At 62.8% G+C, this 20542-nt stretch carries 16 protein-coding genes; 5 read left to right on the top strand and 11 right to left on the bottom strand.

What is annotated here, in order from left to right; genetic code table 11:
* Positions 1-145: 145 nt before the first annotated feature.
* Complete coding sequence (locus tag ACZ9A3_RS15130) at positions 146-1144, bottom strand: FAD:protein FMN transferase (protein ID WP_045194886.1); 999 nt, start codon at positions 1142-1144, stop codon at positions 146-148.
* 73 nt (positions 1145-1217) lie between these two features.
* Complete coding sequence (locus ACZ9A3_RS15135; protein ID WP_045194887.1) at positions 1218-2681, bottom strand: glyceraldehyde-3-phosphate dehydrogenase; 1464 nt, start codon at positions 2679-2681, stop codon at positions 1218-1220.
* 169 nt (positions 2682-2850) lie between these two features.
* Between ACZ9A3_RS15135 and mfd the strand changes: the two genes are divergently transcribed.
* The 3 genes from mfd to ACZ9A3_RS15150 are packed head-to-tail and all read left to right on the top strand — an operon-like array spanning position 2851 to position 9191.
* The gene (mfd, locus tag ACZ9A3_RS15140; protein WP_045194889.1) at positions 2851-6300 is read left to right on the top strand and encodes a transcription-repair coupling factor; all 3450 of its coding nucleotides are present in this window, start codon (positions 2851-2853) and stop codon (positions 6298-6300) included.
* 10 nt (positions 6301-6310) lie between these two features.
* Positions 6311-6871: a CsiV family protein gene (locus ACZ9A3_RS15145; protein WP_045194890.1), complete on the top strand. Its 561-nt coding sequence runs from the start codon at positions 6311-6313 to the stop codon at positions 6869-6871.
* A 4-nt stretch (positions 6872-6875) separates the two neighbouring features.
* On the top strand, positions 6876-9191 hold the full coding sequence (locus ACZ9A3_RS15150; RefSeq protein ID WP_093380774.1) for a DEAD/DEAH box helicase: 2316 nt from the start codon (positions 6876-6878) through the stop codon (positions 9189-9191).
* A gap of 75 nt (positions 9192-9266) precedes the next feature.
* Here the strand turns inward: ACZ9A3_RS15150 and nagZ are convergent, their stop codons facing one another.
* Genes nagZ through ACZ9A3_RS15165 form a run of 3 tightly spaced genes read right to left on the bottom strand, consistent with a single transcriptional unit; the run spans position 9267 to position 11572 of the window.
* Positions 9267-10265, bottom strand: coding sequence for a beta-N-acetylhexosaminidase (gene nagZ / locus ACZ9A3_RS15155; protein ID WP_476253340.1), 999 nt, complete (start codon positions 10263-10265; stop codon positions 9267-9269).
* Between the two features lie 22 nt (positions 10266-10287).
* Positions 10288-10812, bottom strand: a complete 525-nt coding sequence (locus ACZ9A3_RS15160; protein ID WP_045194898.1) for a L,D-transpeptidase — start codon at positions 10810-10812, stop codon at positions 10288-10290.
* A 46-nt stretch (positions 10813-10858) separates the two neighbouring features.
* Positions 10859-11572 carry a TetR/AcrR family transcriptional regulator gene (locus tag ACZ9A3_RS15165; RefSeq protein WP_093380768.1) on the bottom strand — a complete coding sequence of 238 codons (714 nt, stop codon included), beginning with the start codon at positions 11570-11572 and terminating at the stop codon, positions 10859-10861.
* A gap of 230 nt (positions 11573-11802) precedes the next feature.
* On the opposite strand from ACZ9A3_RS15165, the gene lexA reads away from it, so the two are divergent.
* Together lexA and sulA are read left to right on the top strand one after the other, a co-directional pair.
* Positions 11803-12411 carry a transcriptional repressor LexA gene (gene lexA, locus ACZ9A3_RS15170; protein ID WP_045194902.1) on the top strand — a complete coding sequence of 203 codons (609 nt, stop codon included), beginning with the start codon at positions 11803-11805 and terminating at the stop codon, positions 12409-12411.
* A gap of 10 nt (positions 12412-12421) precedes the next feature.
* A complete protein-coding gene (gene sulA, locus ACZ9A3_RS15175) occupies positions 12422-12916 on the top strand; it encodes an SOS-induced cell division inhibitor SulA (RefSeq protein ID WP_045194905.1) in 495 nt (164 codons plus the stop codon).
* A gap of 66 nt (positions 12917-12982) precedes the next feature.
* On the opposite strand, the gene ACZ9A3_RS15180 is transcribed toward sulA, so the two are convergent.
* The 6 genes from ACZ9A3_RS15180 to fadB form a co-directional block, all read right to left on the bottom strand.
* A complete protein-coding gene (locus ACZ9A3_RS15180; protein ID WP_045194907.1) occupies positions 12983-13216 on the bottom strand; it encodes a hypothetical protein in 234 nt (77 codons plus the stop codon).
* Between the two features lie 50 nt (positions 13217-13266).
* Positions 13267-13788: a DUF6586 family protein gene (locus tag ACZ9A3_RS15185; protein WP_476252878.1), complete on the bottom strand. Its 522-nt coding sequence runs from the start codon at positions 13786-13788 to the stop codon at positions 13267-13269.
* Positions 13789-13923: 135 nt separating this feature from the next.
* A complete protein-coding gene (gene topA / locus ACZ9A3_RS15190; RefSeq protein WP_010226976.1) occupies positions 13924-16536 on the bottom strand; it encodes a type I DNA topoisomerase in 2613 nt (870 codons plus the stop codon).
* A gap of 100 nt (positions 16537-16636) precedes the next feature.
* A complete protein-coding gene (locus tag ACZ9A3_RS15195) occupies positions 16637-16888 on the bottom strand; it encodes a DUF1653 domain-containing protein (protein WP_045194911.1) in 252 nt (83 codons plus the stop codon).
* Positions 16889-16967: 79 nt separating this feature from the next.
* The gene (gene fadA / locus ACZ9A3_RS15200) at positions 16968-18143 is read right to left on the bottom strand and encodes an acetyl-CoA C-acyltransferase FadA (protein ID WP_045194913.1); all 1176 of its coding nucleotides are present in this window, start codon (positions 18141-18143) and stop codon (positions 16968-16970) included.
* 31 nt (positions 18144-18174) lie between these two features.
* Positions 18175-20322, bottom strand: coding sequence for a fatty acid oxidation complex subunit alpha FadB (fadB, locus tag ACZ9A3_RS15205; protein WP_045194915.1), 2148 nt, complete (start codon positions 20320-20322; stop codon positions 18175-18177).
* Positions 20323-20542 lie beyond the last annotated feature (220 nt).

The following is a 20542-nucleotide window of genomic DNA, read 5'->3' on the forward strand; positions in this document are numbered from 1 at the left end:
CGCCACATCGGCGGGCGGGGCTACCTCATGCCGCCAGCGGCGCCATGCAAAAATTCGGGTGCAGTCTAATCAAGCTTGAACGCCGCGCACATTAACCCTTGGTCGCGTCGTAGGCTATTTTTCTCTGCACTACATGTATTCATTGTCAGTTCACCAGCACCTGGGCAAACGCCGGCGTACTGCGGGAGACGAAACCATCGGCAACCCGGGTCACGAACACTGCGCCAATCCCGTGTCGAAGGGCAAACTCCCAGCCGCGCTCAGGCCCGAGAATCAGCAGCAAGGTCGAATAACCATCAGCCATCAGCGTCGAGCGGTCAAACACCGTCACCGAGGCCAGCTCGTGTTTCACGGGTTTTCCCTGGCGCGCATCGAAGGTGTGTGAATAGCGCTGGCCATTCTCCTCGAAATAATTGCGATAGTCACCGGAGGTCGATACACCAAACCCGTCCACGTCCAGCACTTGCTGGGCTATCTGGCGGTCAGCGCGGGGCAGTTCCAGCGCCACTTTCCACGGGCTGCCGTCGGCCTTGCGCCCGATCGCCTTGAGTTCACCTGTCGCCTCGACCAGCAAATTCGCGACCCCCAGGGCTTTTAGCCGCTCCACCAGCAGGTCTACGGCATGCCCGGCGGCGATGCTGTTGAAGTCCACTTCCACCGGCGCATCCTTGCACAGCTGCTCGCCAACTATGCGCAAATGCCCATGCCCGACCCGCTGGCGAGTGGCAGCCAGGGCCTGGGCATCCGGTACTTTTTCCATCCGCGACTGCGGGCCAAAGCCCCACAGGTCGAGCAAGGGCTCCACGGTCAGGTCAAAAGCGCCGTCACTTTGCTGCGCCAGTTGCTCGCCGACCCGCACCAGTTGCAGTACATCGGCCGGCATCGACTGACAGCTATTGGCCGGCAGCCTGTTGAAAGCTTCGGTCAAAGAATCACTACGGTAGGTGGAAAAACGCCTGTCGACACCCTCGAGAATCCGCTCGACCTCGCGCTTGACCAGCTCCGGTGCCGGCCCCTGGGGCGTACGCACATACTGCACGGTGTAGCTGCTGCCCATGGTCGGGCCACTGATGCGCTCCAGGGTGTTGCCCTGCCCGCACCCGGCCAGGCCCAGCATCGCACCGATCAACACTGCCTTGCGCATCCAGCCTCCAGGGAAAATTCAGGCAAAAAAAACGGGAACCCTGAGGTTCCCGTCTTTCACGATCAAGCCAAGCTTAGCGTGGGAAAGCAGGCGGATTGACGCCAGCCATGTCTTCCATCACGCGCACTACCTGGCAGCTGTAACCGAATTCGTTGTCGTACCAGACGTACAGGACAACACGGTTATCGTTGCAGATGGTGGCTTCGGCATCGACCACACCGGCGTGGCGCGAACCGACGAAGTCGGTGGAGACCACTTCCTGGGAGCTCACGTAGTCGATCTGCTTGTGCAGGTCCGAGTGCATGGCCATCTGGCGCAGGTACTCGTTGATCTCTTCGCGATTGGTGGCTTTTTCCAGGTTCAGGTTGAGGATGGCCATCGACACGTTCGGCGTTGGTACGCGGATCGCATTGCCGGTCAGCTTGCCCTTGAGCACTGGCAGTGCCTTGGCGGCTGCAGTGGCGGCACCGGTCTCGGTGATAACCATGTTCAGCGGCGCGGCGCGGCCACGACGGCTGCCCTTGTGGAAGTTGTCGATCAGGTTCTGGTCGTTGGTGAACGAGTGAACGGTTTCAACGTGGCCGTTGACGATACCGAACTTGTCGTTGACCGCTTTGAGCACAGGAACGATGGCGTTGGTGGTGCAGGAAGCCGCGGAGATGATCTTGTCATCAGCGCTGATTTCGCCATGGTTGATGCCGTGCACGATGTTCTTCAGCGCGCCCTTGCCAGGTGCGGTGAGGATCACGCGGGCCGCGCCCGGGCAGGCCAGGTGCTGGCCCAGGCCGTCGGCGTCGCGCCATACACCGGTGTTGTCGACGATCAGGGCATTCTCGATGCCGTACTGGGTGTAGTCGACTTCACTCGGGTTCTTGGCGTAGATAACCTGGATCAGGTTGCCGTTGGCGGTGATGGTGTTGTTGGCTTCGTCGATGGTGATGGTGCCATCGAACGGGCCGTGCACCGAGTCACGACGCAGCAGGCTGGCACGCTTGACCAGATCGTTCTCGGCGCCTTTGCGCACGACGATGGCGCGCAGACGCAGGCCGTCGCCACCACCGGTTTTTTCGATCAGGATGCGCGCCAGCAGGCGGCCGATACGACCGAAGCCGTACAACACGACGTCGGTGCCTTTGCGTGCCGAAGCGTTTTGCTGGCCAACCACGTCAGCCATTTCTTCACGCACGAACTGCTCGGCAGTACGGCCGTTGCCTTCTTGCTTGAACTTGTTGGCCAGCTTGCCCAGGTCGACCGAGGCGGCGCCCAGTTTCAGCTCGCTCATGGCTTTGAGCAGCGGGAATGTCTCGTGTACAGACAGTTCGGTTTCGTCGGTCTGGCGATGACGGGCAAAGCGGTGTGCTTTGAGGATCGAGATCACCGAGCGGTTGATCAGGCTACGGCCATAGATCGAGCTCACCACATTGTTATTGCGGTAGAGCTGACCGATAAGCGGGATCATCGCTTCTGCAAGCGCTTCACGATCAATCCACTCACCAAGACACTGGTCGGGCTTCTGAGTCACGGGAACCTTCCACATGTAGGGACAGAAAAAAGGGGCTACATTATGACGCCCCGCAGCCCATCGGGCAATGAGCGCCTGTCGCCAGCATCGCACTACATGCTTTTAGCCTGCACAAACCTGACAGCGCGGGCCTGCGCCCGGTACAATTGGCGTCTTTGTCGCAACGCTTGGAGCTCGACCTCCCGTGCCTGTTCTGCGTCTACCGCACCTGCCGGCCACTGCCGGCAAACAAACCTGGGGCAACCTGCCGGGCGCCGCCCTGAGCCTGGCCATTGCCGAAGCGGCCAGCGCCGCCAAACGCTTCACCCTGCTGCTGACCGCCGACAGCCAGAGCGCTGACCGCCTCGAGCAGGAGCTGCGCTTTTTTGCGCCCGAGCTGCCGGTGCTGCCGTTCCCCGACTGGGAAACCCTGCCCTACGACCTGTTCTCGCCGCACCAGGACATCATCTCCCAACGCATCTCCAGCCTGTACCGGCTGCCGGAGCTCGATCACGGCATTCTCGTGGTGCCGATCACCACCGCCCTGCACCGCCTGGCGCCGACGCGCTTCTTGCTCGGCAGCAGCCTGGTGCTGGACATCGGCCAGAAGCTCGATGTCGAGCAGATGCGCACGCGTCTTGAAGCCAGCGGCTACCGCTGTGTCGACACGGTCTACGAGCACGGCGAATTTGCCGTGCGCGGCGCCTTGATCGACCTGTTCCCGATGGGCAGCAAGCTGCCGTACCGCATCGACCTGTTCGATGACGAAATCGAGACCTTGCGCACCTTCGACCCGGAAACCCAGCGCTCGATCGACAAGGTCGAGTCGGTGCGGCTGCTGCCGGCCCGCGAGTTCCCGCTGCAAAAAGATGCGGTGACGCGTTTCAAGGCGCGCTTTCGCGAGCGTTTCGACGTTGATTTTCGCCGCTGCCCGATCTTCCAGGACCTTTCCAGCGGCATCACCCCGGCCGGTATCGAGTACTACCTGCCGCTGTTCTTCGACGACACCTCGACCCTGTTCGACTACCTGCCCCAGGACACCCAGGTGTTCTCCCTGCCCGGTGTCGAGCAGGCCGCCGAACACTTCTGGAGCGATGTACGCAACCGTTATGAGGAGCGCCGCATCGACCCGGCGCGGCCGCTGCTGCCGCCGGCCGAGCTGTTCATGCCGGTGGAAGACTGCTTCGCCCGGCTCAAAAGCTGGCCGCGGGTGGTGGTCAGCCAGGATGACCTCGACAGCGGGGTCGGCCGCGAACGCTTCCCGGCCCAGGTCCTGCCCAACCTTGCCATCGAAGCCAAGGCCAACCAGCCATTGGCGGCGCTGTCGGGGTTTCTCGAGACGTTCCCTGGCCGCGTGCTGTTCACTGCCGAATCGGCGGGGCGCCGCGAAGTATTGCTGGAACTGCTCGAACGCCTGAAGCTGCGCCCGCAGACCGTCGACAGCTGGAGCGCTTTCGTCGCTGGCAAGGCGCGCCTGGCGATCACCATCGCCCCGCTGGACGAAGGCCTGCTGCTGGACGACCCGGCCATTGCCCTGGTCGCCGAGAGCCCGCTGTTCGGCCAGCGGGTGATGCAGCGCCGGCGCCGCGACAAGCGCAGCGACGCCAACAACGATGCGGTGATCAAAAACCTCACCGAGCTGCGCGAAGGCGCGCCGGTGGTGCATATCGACCATGGCGTGGGCCGCTACCTGGGCCTGGCGACCCTGGAAATCGACAACCAGGCCGCCGAGTTCCTCACCCTCGAATACGCCGAGGGCGCCAAGCTCTATGTGCCGGTAGCCAACCTGCACCTGATCGCCCGCTACACCGGCAGCGACGACGCCCTGGCGCCGCTGCACCGGCTCGGCTCCGAAGCCTGGCAGAAAGCCAAGCGCAAGGCTGCCGAACAGGTGCGCGACGTGGCCGCCGAACTGCTCGACATCTATGCCCGCCGCGCCGCGCGCAAGGGCTATGCCTTCGCCGACCCGTCGGTGGACTACGCCACCTTCAGCGCAGGCTTCCCCTTCGAGGAAACCCCCGACCAGCAGAGCGCTATCGAGGCGGTGCGCGAGGACATGCTCGCGGCCAAGCCGATGGACCGCCTGGTGTGCGGCGACGTCGGCTTCGGCAAGACCGAAGTGGCCATGCGCGCAGCCTTCATTGCCGTGCATGGCGGTCGCCAGGTGGCGATCCTGGTGCCCACCACCCTGCTCGCCCAGCAGCACTACAACAGTTTTCGCGACCGCTTTGCCGACTGGCCGGTAACGGTTGAAGTGATGAGCCGCTTCAAGTCGCCCAAGGAAGTCGCTGCCGCGGTGGCGGACCTGGCCGAAGGCAAGATCGACATCGTCATTGGCACCCACAAGCTGTTGCAGGACGACGTCAAGATCAAAGACCTGGGCCTGGTGATCATCGACGAAGAACACCGCTTCGGTGTGCGCCAGAAAGAACAGCTCAAGGCCCTGCGCAGCGAGGTGGACATCCTCACCCTGACCGCCACGCCAATCCCGCGCACCCTGAACATGGCCGTGGCCGGCATGCGCGACCTGTCGATCATCGCCACGCCGCCGGCACGCCGGCTGTCGGTACGCACCTTCGTCATGGAGCAGAACAAGAGCACGGTCAAAGAGGCGTTGCTGCGTGAACTGCTGCGCGGTGGCCAGGTGTACTACCTGCACAACGATGTGAAGAGCATCGAAAAATGCGCCGCCGACCTCGCCGAACTGGTGCCGGAGGCCCGCATCGGCATCGGCCACGGGCAAATGCGCGAACGCGAACTCGAACAGGTGATGAGCGACTTCTACCACAAGCGCTTCAACGTGCTGATCGCCTCGACCATCATCGAGACCGGCATCGACGTGCCGAGCGCCAACACCATCATCATCGAGCGCGCCGACAAGTTCGGCCTGGCCCAGTTGCACCAGTTGCGCGGCCGGGTCGGGCGCAGCCACCACCAGGCCTACGCCTACCTGCTCACCCCGCCGCGCCAGCAGATCACTCCGGACGCCGAGAAGCGCCTGGAAGCCATCGCCAACACCCAGGACCTGGGCGCAGGTTTCGTCCTGGCTACCAACGACCTGGAAATCCGCGGCGCCGGCGAGCTGCTCGGCGAAGGCCAGAGCGGGCAGATCCAGGCAGTCGGCTTCACCCTGTACATGGAAATGCTCGAGCGCGCGGTCAAGGCCATCCGCAAGGGCGCCCAGCCGAACCTCGACCAGCCGCTGGGCGGCGGCCCGGAAATCAACCTGCGCCTGCCGGCGCTGATTCCCGAGGACTACCTGCCGGATGTCCACGCGCGGCTGATCCTCTATAAGCGCATCGCCTCGGCGGTGGATGAAGACGGCCTCAAGGACCTGCAAGTGGAGATGATCGACCGCTTCGGCCTGCTGCCGGAGCCGACCAAGAACCTGGTGCGCCTGACCCTGCTCAAGCTGCAGGCGGAAAAACTCGGGATCAAGAAAGTCGATGCCGGGCCCAATGGCGGCAAGATCGAGTTCGAATCGGAAACCCCGGTCGATCCGCTGGTGCTGATCAAGCTGATCCAGAGCCAGCCAAAACGCTACAAGTTCGAAGGCGCCACCCAGTTCAAATTCCTGGTGCCGATGGAGCGTCCGGAAGAACGCTTCAACAACCTTGAGGCGCTGTTCGAGCGCCTGACCCCACAATCTGCGTGAAGGAAGTTCCATGCGTGTAATGCGTAGCCTGACCCTGCTGCTGGCGCTGATCGCCCCGGCAGCCTTTGCCGATGGCACTTTTCAGGTCGAAATGATCCTGGTACGGCAAAACGCCGTGCCGGCGATCACCATCAAGTCGGCTCCGGAAGACTGGCGCAACGGCGCCCAGGCCATCCAGGAAGGTGACCTGCGCCAACCGGCGCTCAATGACGAAGCAGCCAAGCTTGCCGCCGACCCGCAGTACACCGTGCTGCTGCACAAGGCCTGGAAACAGGACGCAGGCACAGTGGCGATCAGCGACGGCGAAGAACACTTCGGCCAGTTCCCCATCGCCGGCAACCTGAGCATCAAGGAAGAGCGCTTCATCGCCGCAGAAGCCAACTTCTGGGTCAACCAGTTCGACGGCAACGGCAGCGTGCTGCAGAGCGAAGCATTCAAGCAGAGCAACAGCAACATGAAAAATGGCGAGTTGACCTTCCTCGATGGCGGACACCTGGCCGTGCTGCTGAAAGTTACTACCCACCGCCCAGTCAGCGCCCCCGCTGCGCCTGCGGAGATGATGGAGCAGTAACCCGATGCCTAACGATGGTCTTGCCCCCACACCTCACCTGATCCTGGGCAGCCACGAGTTCAGCGCCTACGTGCCACAAACCGGCCGGATGCAGCGCCAGCACCAGCACCGGGCGGCGCTGTCGTTCAACTATGACGGCATTCGTGCCAGCGGCAGGCAAGGCAAGGAAGCCGGCCGCCTGGACGTCAGCAGCCAACGCATACAGCGCCACGCCGAAGCCGAAAGTCAGATCCGCCAAACCCTTCAACGCCTGGGCTTCAAGGTGGCCACCCGGCAAAGCAAAGCCTTGCCGGAGAGTGCCGGCGACCTGCTGGAGCTGGCTTCCGAAGCGGCCTGGCTGCGTTTCATGCTCAACGATCTGCCCAGCCTGCGCGAGCAAGGCTGGGAGATCGAGTACACCGAGGACTTCGCCTTCAACCTCGCCGAGGTTGACGACTGGTATGCGCACATCGACGAAGCCAGCGGCCGCGACTGGTTCGACCTGGAGCTGGGTATCGAGGTCAATGGCCAGCGCCTGAGCCTGTTGCCGATTCTGCTCAATGTGCTACGCAGCCACCCGGAGCTGCTTAACCCGGCGCAACTGCACAAGCGTCGCGACGACGAGCAGTTGCTGGTGCAGATCCCCGCCCCCGCCGGTGAAGCACGGCGCAATCTGCAAGTGGCCTTGCCCTACGGCCGCCTCAAGCCGGTGCTGGCCACCCTGGGTGACTTTTACCTGCGCGAACCCGGCGAAACCAGCGTGCGCCTGCCAACCCTGGACGCCACCCGCCTCAACGACCTGGAAGACCTGCCGTTGAGCTGGCAAGGTGGCGAACAGGTGCGCAGCCTGGGCGAACGGCTGCGCGATATTCGCTTGCAGCCGGCACAAACCCCGGATGGCCTGAACGCAACCCTGCGCCCCTATCAGCTCGAAGGCCTGAGCTGGATGCAGGCCCTGCGCGAGCTGCAGGTTGGCGGTATCCTCGCCGACGACATGGGCTTGGGCAAAACCCTGCAGACCCTCGCCCACCTGCTCTGCGAAAAGAACGCCGGACGCCTGACCCGCCCGGCGATGGTGGTGATGCCTACCAGCCTGATCCCCAACTGGCAGGACGAAGCTGCGCGCTTCGCCCCTGGCTTGCGCGTACTGGCCCTGCAGGGCATTGGCCGGCGCAAGCATTTCGACAACCTGCAGGACTACGACCTGCTGCTGACCACCTACGCCCTGCTGCCCAAGGACCTGGAGCACTTCAAGGGCCTGATGCTGGATGTGCTGATCCTCGACGAGGCGCAGTACATCAAGAGCCCGAACAGCAAGGCGGCCCAGGCGGCGCGCCAGCTCGACGCACGCCAGCGCCTGTGCCTGAGCGGCACGCCGCTGGAAAACCACCTGGGCGAGCTGTGGTCGCTGTTTCACTTCCTGCTGCCTGGCTGGCTGGGCGATGCCAAGGCCTTCAATCGCGACTACCGCGTGCCGATAGAGCGCCAGGGCAACGATGAACGCCTGCAGTACCTGAATGCGCGAATCAAGCCCTTCCTGCTCAGGCGCACCAAGGAGCAGGTGGCCACCGAACTGCCGGCCAAGACCGAAATGATCCACTGGGTCGAGCTAAGCGATGCCCAGCGTGACGTGTACGAAACCATGCGCCTGGCCATGGACCAGAAAGTGCGCGCCGAAATCACCCGCAAGGGCGTGGCGCGCAGCCAGATCATCATTCTCGAAGCGCTGCTAAAGCTGCGCCAGGTGTGCTGCGATTTACGCCTGATCAACAGCGAAGCCTCGACCGCGCGCGGCGCCCACTCCGGCAAACTCACCAGCCTGATGGAAATGCTCGAAGAACTGCTGGCCGAAGGGCGACGCGTCCTGCTGTTCTCGCAGTTCACCAGCATGCTGCGGCTGATCGAGGCCGAACTGCAGCACCGCGGTATCGCCTATGCCCTGCTGACCGGCGAGACCCGCGATCGCCGCTCGCCGGTGCAGGACTTCCAGAGCGGGCAATTGCAGATCTTCCTGATCAGCCTCAAGGCCGGTGGTGTGGGCTTGAACCTGACCGCGGCCGACACCGTGATCCACTACGATCCGTGGTGGAACCCGGCCGCGGAAAACCAGGCCACCGACCGTGCCTATCGCATCGGCCAGGAGAAGCCGGTGTTCGTCTACAAGCTGATTACCCGGGGCACGGTGGAAGAAAAGATCCAGCAGTTGCAACTGGAGAAATCGGCGTTGGCGGCGGGTGTGCTGGATGGGCGCCAGGCGGGGGACTGGCGTTTGGCGGCGGAGGATATCGATGCGCTGTTTGCGCCGTTGCCGGGGAAGCGGCACGGCACAAGATCCGGTTGAATTCATCGCGGGTCAAGCCCGCTCCCACCCTGTGGGAGCGGCGGTACGGCGATCCGACTTGACCCGCGATTGCCATCAATCGACCAGTTGCGCTTCCTTGAGCGCCCCCAGGGCCTCCAGCCAGCGCGGCTGCTGACGGTAGTCGGTACGGGCAAAGCCCTGCCCACGCATCTGCGCAATCCGCGGCGAAGGCTTGACCTTCAGGCGCTGGGCCGCGCTCAGGGCAAGTTCCGCCGCCGCACGGTCATTGCACACCAGGCCCATGTCGCAGCCGGCACTCAGCGCCGCTTCGATGCGGCTGGCCGCATCGCCGACCACGTGGGCGCCAGCCATGGACAGGTCATCACTGAAGATCACCCCGTTGAAACCCAGCTCGCCACGCAGGATGTCCTGCAACCAGCGGCGGGAGAAACCGGCCGGCTGGTTGTCGACCTGCGGGTAGATCACATGGGCCGGCATTACTGCCGCCATTTGTCCGCTCAAGCGGGTGAACGGCACCAGGTCGGCTGCGCGGATCTGCTCCAGGCTGCGCTCGTCGGTAGGGATCGCCACATGGGAATCGGCCTCGGCCCAGCCATGACCGGGGAAATGCTTGCCGCAAGCGGCCATGCCCGCAGCGTTCATGCCGCGGATAAAAGCACCGGCAAGCAACGTGGCGCGCTGTGGATCGCCTTCAAAGGCACGGCTGCCGACCACCGCGCTGCGCTGGTGATCGAGGTCCAGCACCGGCGCAAAGCTCAGGTCCAGGCCCACTGCCAGCACCTCGGTGGCCATCAGCCAACCGCACTGTTCGGCCAAATAGTCTACGTTGTCGTTGTCGGCAATCGCGCGCATCGCCGGCAGGCGCACAAAGCCCTGGCGCAGGCGCTGGACCCGACCGCCCTCCTGGTCCACCGCCAGGATCAGCTCCGGGCGAATGGCGCGAATCGAGGCACACAGCTCACGCACCTGGCGCGGGCTTTCAATGTTGCGGGCAAAGATGATCAGGCCGGCCACTTCGGGCTGGCGCAAAAGCTGGCGGTCCTCGGCGGTCAGCCAGGTACCGGCGATGTCGACCATCAGGGAGCCTTGCAGGCTGGCACTCATAATTGATCCTTCAGTTGACGCTGATGTGAGCCCATTGGGGGCACGCGGCTTCGTCGATCTGCACCGGGCAATGCACCGGCACCTGGTCGAACAGGCTCAGCAGGTCGGCGTTGCGCAAGCGCACGCAGCCATGGGACAACGGCACACCCATAGGTTCGCTATCGGGCGTGCCATGCAGGTAGATGTAACGACGAAAGGTGTCGACCGACCCCAGGCGATTGACGCCCGGCTCGCAACCGCTGAGCCAGAGAATGCGCGTAAGGATCCAGTCGCGACCGGGAAATTGTTCATGCAGCTCGGCCGACCAGGTCTCGCCAGTCCAGCGCCGCCCGCGCAGCACCGCGCCTTGCGGCAGGCCGGCGCCGATCTTGGCACGCACCTGGTGGCGCCCTCGCGGCGTGCAACCTGAACCATTGAGCTCGCCCGCGCCATTGCGCGCGGTGGAGATCTCGAGGCGCAGGCGCAACTGCCCCTGGGCGAACCCATAGAGGCATTGATCAGCAAGGGAAATATGCAGGAAATCGAGACTGGCCATGGGGCGCTAGCTTAGCCGATGCGGCCCGCCGCGCCCAGCCGTGGCATCAGACCTTGGCGGCGACCGGAGCGCTGGAGGACTTGCTGCGCGGGCGCAGCTGCGCGGCAGCCATGGCCTCGTCGGTGACGCCGCTGTCGGCGCGCATGCCGGCGGCCAGGAACGGCACCATCAGGCGCATGACCTGCTCGATCGAGGTATTGATGCCGAAATCGGTTTCGGCAATGGCGCGCAGGGCCTTGATCCCGGACATGCTGAACGCCGCAGCGCCGAGCATGAAGTGCACGCGCCAGAACAGCTCGATTGGCGGAATGCGCGGCGCGGCTTCGTTGACCAGCAGCATGTAGCGGCGGAATACCTTGCCGTACATGTCTTCAAGGTAGCGGCGCAGGTGACCCTGGCTCTGGCTGAAGGCCAGGCCCAGCAGGCGCATGAAGATCGACAGGTCGTTGCCACTGCGTGGCTGTACCACCAGGGCCTGTTCGACCAGCATCTCCAGCAGCTCTTCAAGGGTGGGCTTTTGCTCGGGGCGAGCCTGGCGACGCTCCAGCTCGCGCTCAAGGCTTGCGCAGAACGGCCCGAGGAAACGCGAGAAAACCGCCTGGATCAGGGCCTTCTTCGAACCGAAATGGTAGTTCACCGCCGCCAGGTTGACGCCGGCCTTGCTGGTGATCAGCCGTAATGAGGTTTCGGCAAAACCTTTTTCCGCGAACAGCTGCTCGGCAGCATCGAGAATGCGCTCTACGGTTTCCGACTGGGCCATGACTTCTCCGCCTGACAAACACTTGTTTGAAACATACGTTTCAAAGTGGTGATTTGTCAAGTCCGCGCAGCCGTTTTGCGGCCATATGGTCACGTATTAAACCATAGCTGCAAGCCACAAGCTGCAAGCTGCAAGAACGCCCCTGTGCCGTTTCTTGAAGCTTGGCGCTTGCAGCTTGCCACCCACTGTATATAATCCCAGTCACTGTATAAAAAGACAGAGCGATCGACATGCTAAAACTGACGCCACGCCAAGCTGAGATTCTGGCTTTTATCAAACGCTGCCTGGAAGACAACGGCTTCCCGCCGACCCGCGCAGAGATCGCCCAGGAGCTGGGCTTCAAATCGCCCAACGCCGCCGAGGAGCACCTCAAGGCCCTGGCCCGCAAGGGTGCGATCGAAATGACCCCCGGGGCGTCACGGGGCATTCGCATCCCGGGCTTCGAAGCCAAGCCCGACGACAGCGGCCTGCCGATCATCGGCCGCGTAGCAGCCGGTGCGCCGATCCTCGCCCAGCAACACATCGAGGAGTCCTGCAACATCAACCCGGGGTTCTTCCATCCGCGTGCCGACTACCTGCTGCGCGTTCACGGCATGAGCATGAAGGATGTCGGCATCGTCGACGGCGACCTGCTGGCGGTACACACCTGCCGCGAAGCCCGTAACGGCCAGATCGTCGTCGCCCGCATCGGCGATGAAGTCACGGTCAAGCGCTTCAAGCGCGAAGGCAGCAAGGTCTGGCTGATTGCCGAGAACCCCGAATTCGCCCCTATCGAAGTCAACCTGAAAGACCAGGAACTGGTGATCGAGGGCTTGAGTGTCGGCGTCATACGCCGGTAAAGGAGGCATCATGCAGTTCCCCCCTGCGTCACAGAACGTACCGCTGCAAGCACAATTGCCACTGTTCGAAGCATTCCTGGCCCAGCCGGTACTGCCCGGACTGAAAAACACCAGGCCTGCACCCCACCCCGGCGCGGCCCAGGTTTTCAGCGAGCTGTCCTTGCGTGGCGCACTGGGTAGCTGCCAGAGCCTGCTGGCACCGATGCTGCGTGAACTGAGCGAGTTGAGCGAAGAACATGACGCCCGCTGGCTGACCCTGATCGCTCCGCCCGCCAGCCTGACTCAGGCCTGGCTGCGCGAGGCCGGGCTGAACCGCGAGCGCATCCTGCTGCTGCAACCGCGCGGCAACCAGAGCGCCTTGCAACTGGCCTGCGAAGCCCTGCGCCTGGGCCGTAGCCACACTGTGGTTAGCTGGCTCAATACCGTCAGCAGCAGCGCCCGTCAGCAACTGAGCAATGCCGCCCGTGCAGGAGACGCACAAAGCCTGAACATCCGCCTCGGCTGATATTCAGGTCTGTTTCAAATGTTGATTTCGCCAGGCTTCCTCAGGACGAGGAAGCCATGCAGGCGATCAGTGCAGAACCCGCGGCCCGTCGTCGCGCTCGATCTCGCCTTCCACCAGCTTGCCAGCCATCTGCACGCCAACACTGAGCATGGCCTTGGCCACTTCGACGTGTTGACCCTGCAAAAAGGCTTTGGCGTCCTCGGAGAAATCCAGGGTTACCAACGAACCCTCGTCCTCGGCACGGCGCAGCTCGATCCGGCCATCAGGCAACTCGACAATTTCTAGAAAGGACGTTGGCATAAGGGGCTGTTCTCCACGAAAGGCCGGCATTGTACCAGCCGTTGCCCCAATCAGCACTCACTCAAACCCTCGCGAAAACGAACCGTAAGGCGCTTGAGATTCTGCCGCCAGCTTTCCAGCTCTTCGCGCGACAGCGCTGGCGCCTCGGGTTCGTCGAGGCTCACCGCCTGGATCAGCGGCTGGGTGACGTCGGTTTTTGCTGCTTTTTTCGCGACCGGCGGTCGGAACAAATCGGCATAAGCGTCAAGCAGTTGCGCCAGCCAGGTTTCGCGCTTTTCAGCCAGCTCGACCAGTTCGGCCATCTCTGGAATGGCAATGGCCTCAAGCACTTCACGGGTCAGCAGCAGCTCGGCGCGGGGTGCGCCGGCCTGGGGCAAACGATAGAACCCGGCAATCTCGTGACACAAGCCCAGCAACGCGCCGTACAGGTGGAACAGCGCCGATTCGCGCTCGGCCTGGATCAGCGCCTGGGCGTTCATGGCCCGGCTCTCCTGCGCCTTGCCAAGGGCTTCGAGGGCCAGGCCTGCGAAGTAAATCTTCTGGTTGGTGCGGGTGTAGAGTTCCTGGGCCATCTGGGTGCCCTCCGAAAGGCTGCAAGGCGGTCTATCAATCTACACTAGTGCAGGCCTGAAAAGCATCGCGGGGCAAGCCCGCTCCTACAGACTGTAGGAGCGGGCTTGCCCCGCGATTTTTACCTGACCTGGCGATCAGCGCTTGTCTTCGACCTTCCAGGCATTGCCGTCGTAGAACGCACGCCAGCCAGTCGGCTTGCCGTCAACCTCGGTCTGCACGTACTGCTCCTTGGTCTTGCGGCTGTAGCGAATGACTGCCGGGCGACCGTCCGGGTCCTTCTTCGGCGCTTCGCAGAGGAAGTGGTACTTCGGATCGATCTCGTCCTTGTGCGGGATGATTTCGATCACCAGCGGTGCGCGGGTCTCGCGGTTTTTCGGGAACTGGCTGGCAGCCAGGAACAACCCCGAAGCGCCGTCACGCAGCACGTAGGTGTCGTTGACCTTCTCGCACTTGAGCTCCGGCATCTTCACCGCGTCCATCTTCGGCGGCGCCGCCTCGCCGCTCTTGAGCAGCTTGCGGGTGTTCTTGCATTCGGCGTTGGTGCAACCGAAGAACTTGCCGAAACGGCCGGTCTTGAGCTGCATCTCGCTGCCGCACTTGTCGCACTCAAGGCTCGGCCCTTCGTAGCCCTTGATGCGGTAGTTGCCTTCTTCGATTTCGTAGCCGGTGCAATCCGGGTTGTTACCGCAGATGTGCAGCTTGCGCTTCTCATCGAGCAGGTAGGCATCCATGGCAGTCGAGCAGATCGGGCAGCGGTGCTTGTTGAGCAGCACGCGCGACTCCGATTCACCCTCGTCATCGGCGGCGATCTCATCGCCAGGGACCAGGTTGACGGTGGCCTTGCAGCGCTCTTTCGGTGGCAGGCTGTAGCCCGAGCAGCCGAGGAACACGCCGGTGGAGGCGGTGCGGATCATCATTGGCCGGCCACATTCCTTGCAGGCAATGTTGGTCAGGGTCGGCTGGTTGGCACGCATGCCCTTCTCGCCGTCCTCGGCCAGCTTGAGCTTGTTGCTGAAGTCGCCGTAGAACTCGTCGAGCACGTTTTTCCAGTCGCGCTCGCCCTGGGCCACATCATCGAGGTTCTCTTCCATGCCGGCGGTAAAGCCGTAGTCCATGAGGTTGGAGAAGCTCTCGGACAGGCGCTCGGTGACGATGTCGCCCATCTTCTCGGAGTAGAAGCGGCGGTTGTGCAGGGTCACGTAACCGCGATCCTGGATGGTCGAGATGATCGCCGCGTAGGTCGAAGGACGACCGATACCGCGTTTTTCCATCTCCTTGACCAGGCTGGCTTCGGAGTAGCGCGCCGGCGGCTTGGTGAAGTGCTGGCTCGGGTCGAGCTGGATCAGCTTGAGCACTTCGCCCTGGTTCATTTCCGGCAGCACATCGTCATCGCCCGGCTTGCTCTGCTGCGGCAGTACCCGGGTGTAGCCGTCGAACTTGAGGATACGGCCCTTGGCGCGCAGTTCGAAGTTGCCGGCGGTGACGCTGACGGTGGTCGACAGGTACTGCGCAGGCGGCATCTGGCAGGCCAGGAACTGGCGCCAGATCAGCTCGTACAGACGCTCGGCGTCACGCTCCATGCCGCTGAGCTTGGTCGGATGGGTGTTAACGTCGGACGGACGAATCGCTTCGTGCGCCTCCTGGGCACCCTCTTTGCTGCCGTAGACGATCGGCGCTTCGGGCAGGTACTTCTTGCCGAACTCGCTTTCGATGTAGCTGCGGGCCATTTCCACCGCATCGACCGAAAGGTTGGTCGAGTCGGTACGCATGTAGGTGATGTAGCCGGCTTCGTACAGACGCTGGGCCATCATCATGGTTTTCTTCACGCCGAAGCCCAGACGGTTGCTCGCGGCCTGCTGCAGGGTCGAGGTGATGAACGGCGCCGACGGCTTGCTGCTGGTCGGGCGGTCTTCACGCTTGGCCACGGTGTAGCTGGACGACTTGAGCTGCGCAAGCGCTGCCATGGCCTGGGCTTCGTTCAGCGGCTTGAAGGCTTCGCCGTTCTCGCGGGCCACTTCGAAACGCACCTTGGCGTCCTTGGCGGTACCCAGGTCGGCGTGCACTTCCCAGTATTCTTCAGGGATGAAGGCGCGGATTTCGCGCTCGCGCTCGACCACCAGTTTCACCGCCACCGATTGCACCCGGCCGGCAGACAGGCCGCGGGCGATCTTGGCCCACAGCAGTGGCGAAACCATGTAGCCCACCACGCGGTCGAGGAAGCGCCGCGCCTGCTGGGCGTTGACCCGGTCGATATCCAGCTCGCCAGGCTGCGAGAACGCCTCCTGGATGGCTTTCTTGGTGATTTCGTTGAACACCACGCGCTTGTAGCGGCTGTCGTCCCCGCCGATGGCTTCGCGCAGGTGCCAGGCGATGGCTTCCCCCTCGCGATCCAAGTCGGTTGCGAGATAGATGGTGTCGGCATCCTTGGCCAGGCGACGCAGCTCGTCGATGACCTTCTCCTTGCCCGGGAGAATCTCGTACTTGGCCTTCCAGCCGTGGTCAGGGTCGACGCCCATGCGCGCAACCAGCTGCTTGCGCGCCTTCTCTTTCGGCGACAGGGCCGGCGCTTCGCCCGCGGCGGCCTTGCCGCGCTTGGCGGCAGGCTCCTTGCTGGCGCTGGCCGAACCGCTGGTGGGCAGGTCTCGGATATGGCCGATACTCGACTTCACCACGTACTGGCTGCCCAGGTACTTGTTGATGGTCTTGGCCTTAGCCGGGGATTCCACAATGACCAGCGATTTGCCCATGGATCGGAAAATTCCTGAATACTGAAAATAAAAACACGGCAGGTACCTGACGCGGCACCGCTATATATAGTGGCAACAGAGTGAGGTCAAGCGCGGGGCTTTAGCCACCCTCGGCATCGGAGCGGGAAAACAGCTCGGTTTCAGCCTTGACCAAAGCAAAGCGCGGCACTTGCTCGCCGTCAACCTCGACCGACTCCAGAAACATCGAAAGCGGTCGCACCCACAGGCCGAATTCGCCGTACAGGGCTTGGTAGAACACCACCCACTCCTCGGTTTCGGAATGGCGCGCGGTGCCGAACACACGATACTCAGGCCCCTTGTAATGCCGGTATACGCCTGGTTGTATCTGCATGTTGCTCACCCTCTTGAAAAAAATTTGCTGCAAAAACAAAAACCGGGGCACCAGGCCCCGGTTTCCGTCCAGCGAAGCGTTAAACGCGTTCGAAGACGGTGGTGATGCCTTGGCCCAGGCCGACGCACATGGTCGAAACGCCGAAGGTCCCGCCATTCTGCTTCATGACGTTGAGCAGAGTGCCGGAAATCCGCGCACCGGAGCAACCGAAAGGATGGCCCAGGGCGATGGCGCCGCCGTGCAGGTTAACCTTCTCATCCATCTTGTCGAGCACTTTCAGATCCTTCAGCACTGGCAGGGCCTGTGCGGCGAAGGCTTCGTTGAGCTCGAAGAAGTCGATATCGGCGATCGACAGGCCCGCGCGCTTGAGCGCTTTCTGGGTTGCCGGAACCGGACCGTAGCCCATGATTGCCGGGTCGACACCGGCCACGGCCATGGAACGGATCACCGCCAGAGGCTGGATACCGAGGTCCTGGGCACGCTGGGCCGACATGACGATCATGCACGAGGCACCGTCGGTGATCTGCGACGAAGTACCGGCAGTCACGGTACCACCTTTGGGGTTGAAAGCCGGCTTGAGGGCCGCCAGGCTTTCCAGGGTGGTGTCCGGGCGAATGGTTTCGTCGTAGTCGAAGACCTTGAGGAAGCCGTTCTCGTCGTAACCCTGCATCGGGATGATCTCATCCTTGAACTTGCCTTCGACCGTCGCCTTGTGGGCGAGCTGGTGCGAACGCAGGCCGAACAGGTCCTGCTGCTCACGGCTGATGCCGTGCATCTTGCCGAGCATTTCGGCGGTCAGGCCCATCATGCCCGAGGCCTTGGCGGCGTACAGCGACATGTGCGGGTTCGGGTCGACGCCGTGCATCATGCTGACGTGGCCCATGTGCTCGACACCACCGACGACGAAGACATCACCGTTGCCGGTCATGATCGCCTGGGCGGCGGTGTGCAGCGCGCTCATCGACGAGCCGCACAGGCGGCTGACGGTCTGGCCGGCAGCGGTGTGCGGGATCTGGGTCATCAGGGAGGCCATGCGGGCGATGTTCCAGCCCTGCTCCAGGGTCTGGTTGACGCAGCCCCAGATGACGTCTTCGACTTCGCTCGGATCGACCTTGGTGTTGCGCTCCAGCACTTTGCTGATCAGGTGCGCGGACATGTCTTCGGCGCGGGTATTGCGATGCATGCCACCCTTGGAGCGGCCCATCGGGGTGCGACCGAAGTCGACAATCACCACGTCTCTTGGATTCAGGCTCATATATTCACTCTCGCTCTATATCGTTGGGCGCTTAACCGAAGAAGCTCTGGCCGTTCTTGGCCATTTCACGCAGCTTCGCGGTGGGGTGATACAGCGGACCCAGATCGGCGTATTTGTCGGCCAGGGCAACGAATTCGGCTACACCGATCGAGTCGATGTAACGCAGCGCGCCGCCACGGAAGGGAGGGAAACCGATACCGTAGACCAGGCCCATGTCGGCCTCGGCCGCGGTGTCGACGATGCCGTCTTCCAGGCAGCGAACGGTTTCCAGGCACAGCGGGATCATCATCCAGTTGATGATGTCTTCGTCGCTGACTTCACGCTGCTCGTAGACGATCGGCTTGAGCACTTCGAGGACTGCCGCGTCAGCGACCTTCTTCGGCTTGCCGCGCTTGTCGGTCTCGTAGGCGTAGAAGCCCTTGCCGTTCTTCTGGCCCAGGCGCTTGGCTTCGTAGAGCACATCGACGGCCGAACGACGGTCGTCCTTCATGCGGTCCGGGAAGCCCTCGGCCATGACGTCACGGCCGTGGTGGCCGGTGTCGATGCCGACCACGTCCATCAGGTAGGCCGGGCCCATCGGCCAGCCGAATTTTTCCATGATCTTGTCGATGCGCACGAAGTCGACACCGGCGCTGACCAGCTTGGCGAAGCCGCCAAAGTACGGGAACAGGACGCGGTTGACCAAGAAGCCCGGGCAGTCGTTGACCACGATCGGGTTCTTGCCCATCTTCTTGGCGTAGGCCACGGTGGTGGCAACGGCCACTTCGCTGGACTTCTCGCCACGGATGACTTCGACCAGCGGCATCATGTGCACCGGGTTGAAGAAGTGCATGCCGACGAAGTTTTCCGGACGCTTGAGGGCCTTGGCCAGCAGGTTGATGGAGATGGTCGAGGTGTTGGACGCAAGGATCGCGTCTTCCTTGACCTGGCCTTCCACTTCAGCCAGTACGGCCTGCTTGACCTTGGGGTTCTCGACCACAGCTTCGACGACGATGTCGACGTTGCCGAAGTCGCCGTAGGACAGGGTCGGGCGAATCGCGTTCAGCGCTTCGGCCATTTTCGCCGGGGTCAGGCGGCCTTTTTCAACGCGCTTGCCGAGCAGCTTGGAGGCTTCGTTCAAGCCCAGCTGAATGGCGGCTTCGTTGATGTCCTTCATCAGGATCGGGGTGCCCTTGACCGCCGACTGGTAGGCGATGCCGCCGCCCATGATGCCGGCGCCGAGTACGGCGGCCTGCTTCACGTCGTGAGCGATTTCGTCGTGGGCCTTGGCTTTGCGCTTGAGCTCCTGGTCGTTGAGGAACAGGCCGATCAGGCTCTCGGCAACCGAGGTCTTGGCCAGTTTGACGAAACCTGCGGCTTCGACTTCCAGGGCCTTGTCACGACCGAAGTTGGCGGCCTTCTGGATGCTCTTGATCGCTTCGACCGGCGCCGGGTAGTTCGGGCCAGCTTGACCGGCGACGAAACCCTTGGCGGTTTCGAACGACATCATCTGCTCGATGGCGTTGAGCTTGAGTTTTTCCAGTTTCGGCTGGCGCTTGGCCTTGTGGTCGAGCTCGCCGCTGATGGCGCGCTTGATCAGGTCCAGGGCCGCAGCCTGCAGCAGCTCGGGAACCACCACGGCATCGACGGCGCCGACCTTCAGCGCGTCTTCAGCACGGTTTTCCTTGCCGGCGGCAATCCACTCGATGGCGTTGTCGGCACCGATGATGCGCGGCAGGCGCACGGTACCGCCGAAGCCCGGGTAGATGCCCAGTTTGACTTCCGGCAGGCCGATCTTGGCGCTGCTGGCCATGACGCGGTAGTCCGCCGCCAGGCACATTTCCAGGCCGCCGCCCAGGGCGATGCCATTGATCGCGGCAACGGTCGGCACGGCCAGGTCTTCGAAATCGCTGAAAATCCGGTTGGCTTCCAGGTTGCCGGCGACCAGTTCGGCCTCGGGCAGCTTGAAGTTGTCGACAAACTCGGTGATGTCCGCGCCGACGATGAACACGTCCTTGCCACTGCTGACAATCACGCCCTTGATCGATGCGTCGGCTTTGATGGTGTCTACGGCCTGACGCAATTCGTTCAGGGTAAGACGGTTGAACTTGTTGACGGACTCACCCTTGAGGTCGAACTTCAGTTCGACGATGCCGCTTTCAAGAGCCTTAACCGTGATGGCTTTACCTTCGTAAATCATCAACTGATCTCCACGATATGGAAGCTGAACTGTACACGCCGATCGCTGGTGAAAGGCCCGGCCGGCCAATGGCCGTTGTTGCCGAACCCTTGCGCCAGGCACACCCGCCAGCGCGATAGTCGGGATTCTGTAAGAGCCGTCTGACAATACAAACGCTCAATTCATACGCCCGTTTGATTTGGGTATGCACACATTCAACGAAAAGATCGCCGTTGTCAAA

This window comes from Pseudomonas sp. TE4620 (assembly GCF_056279045.1).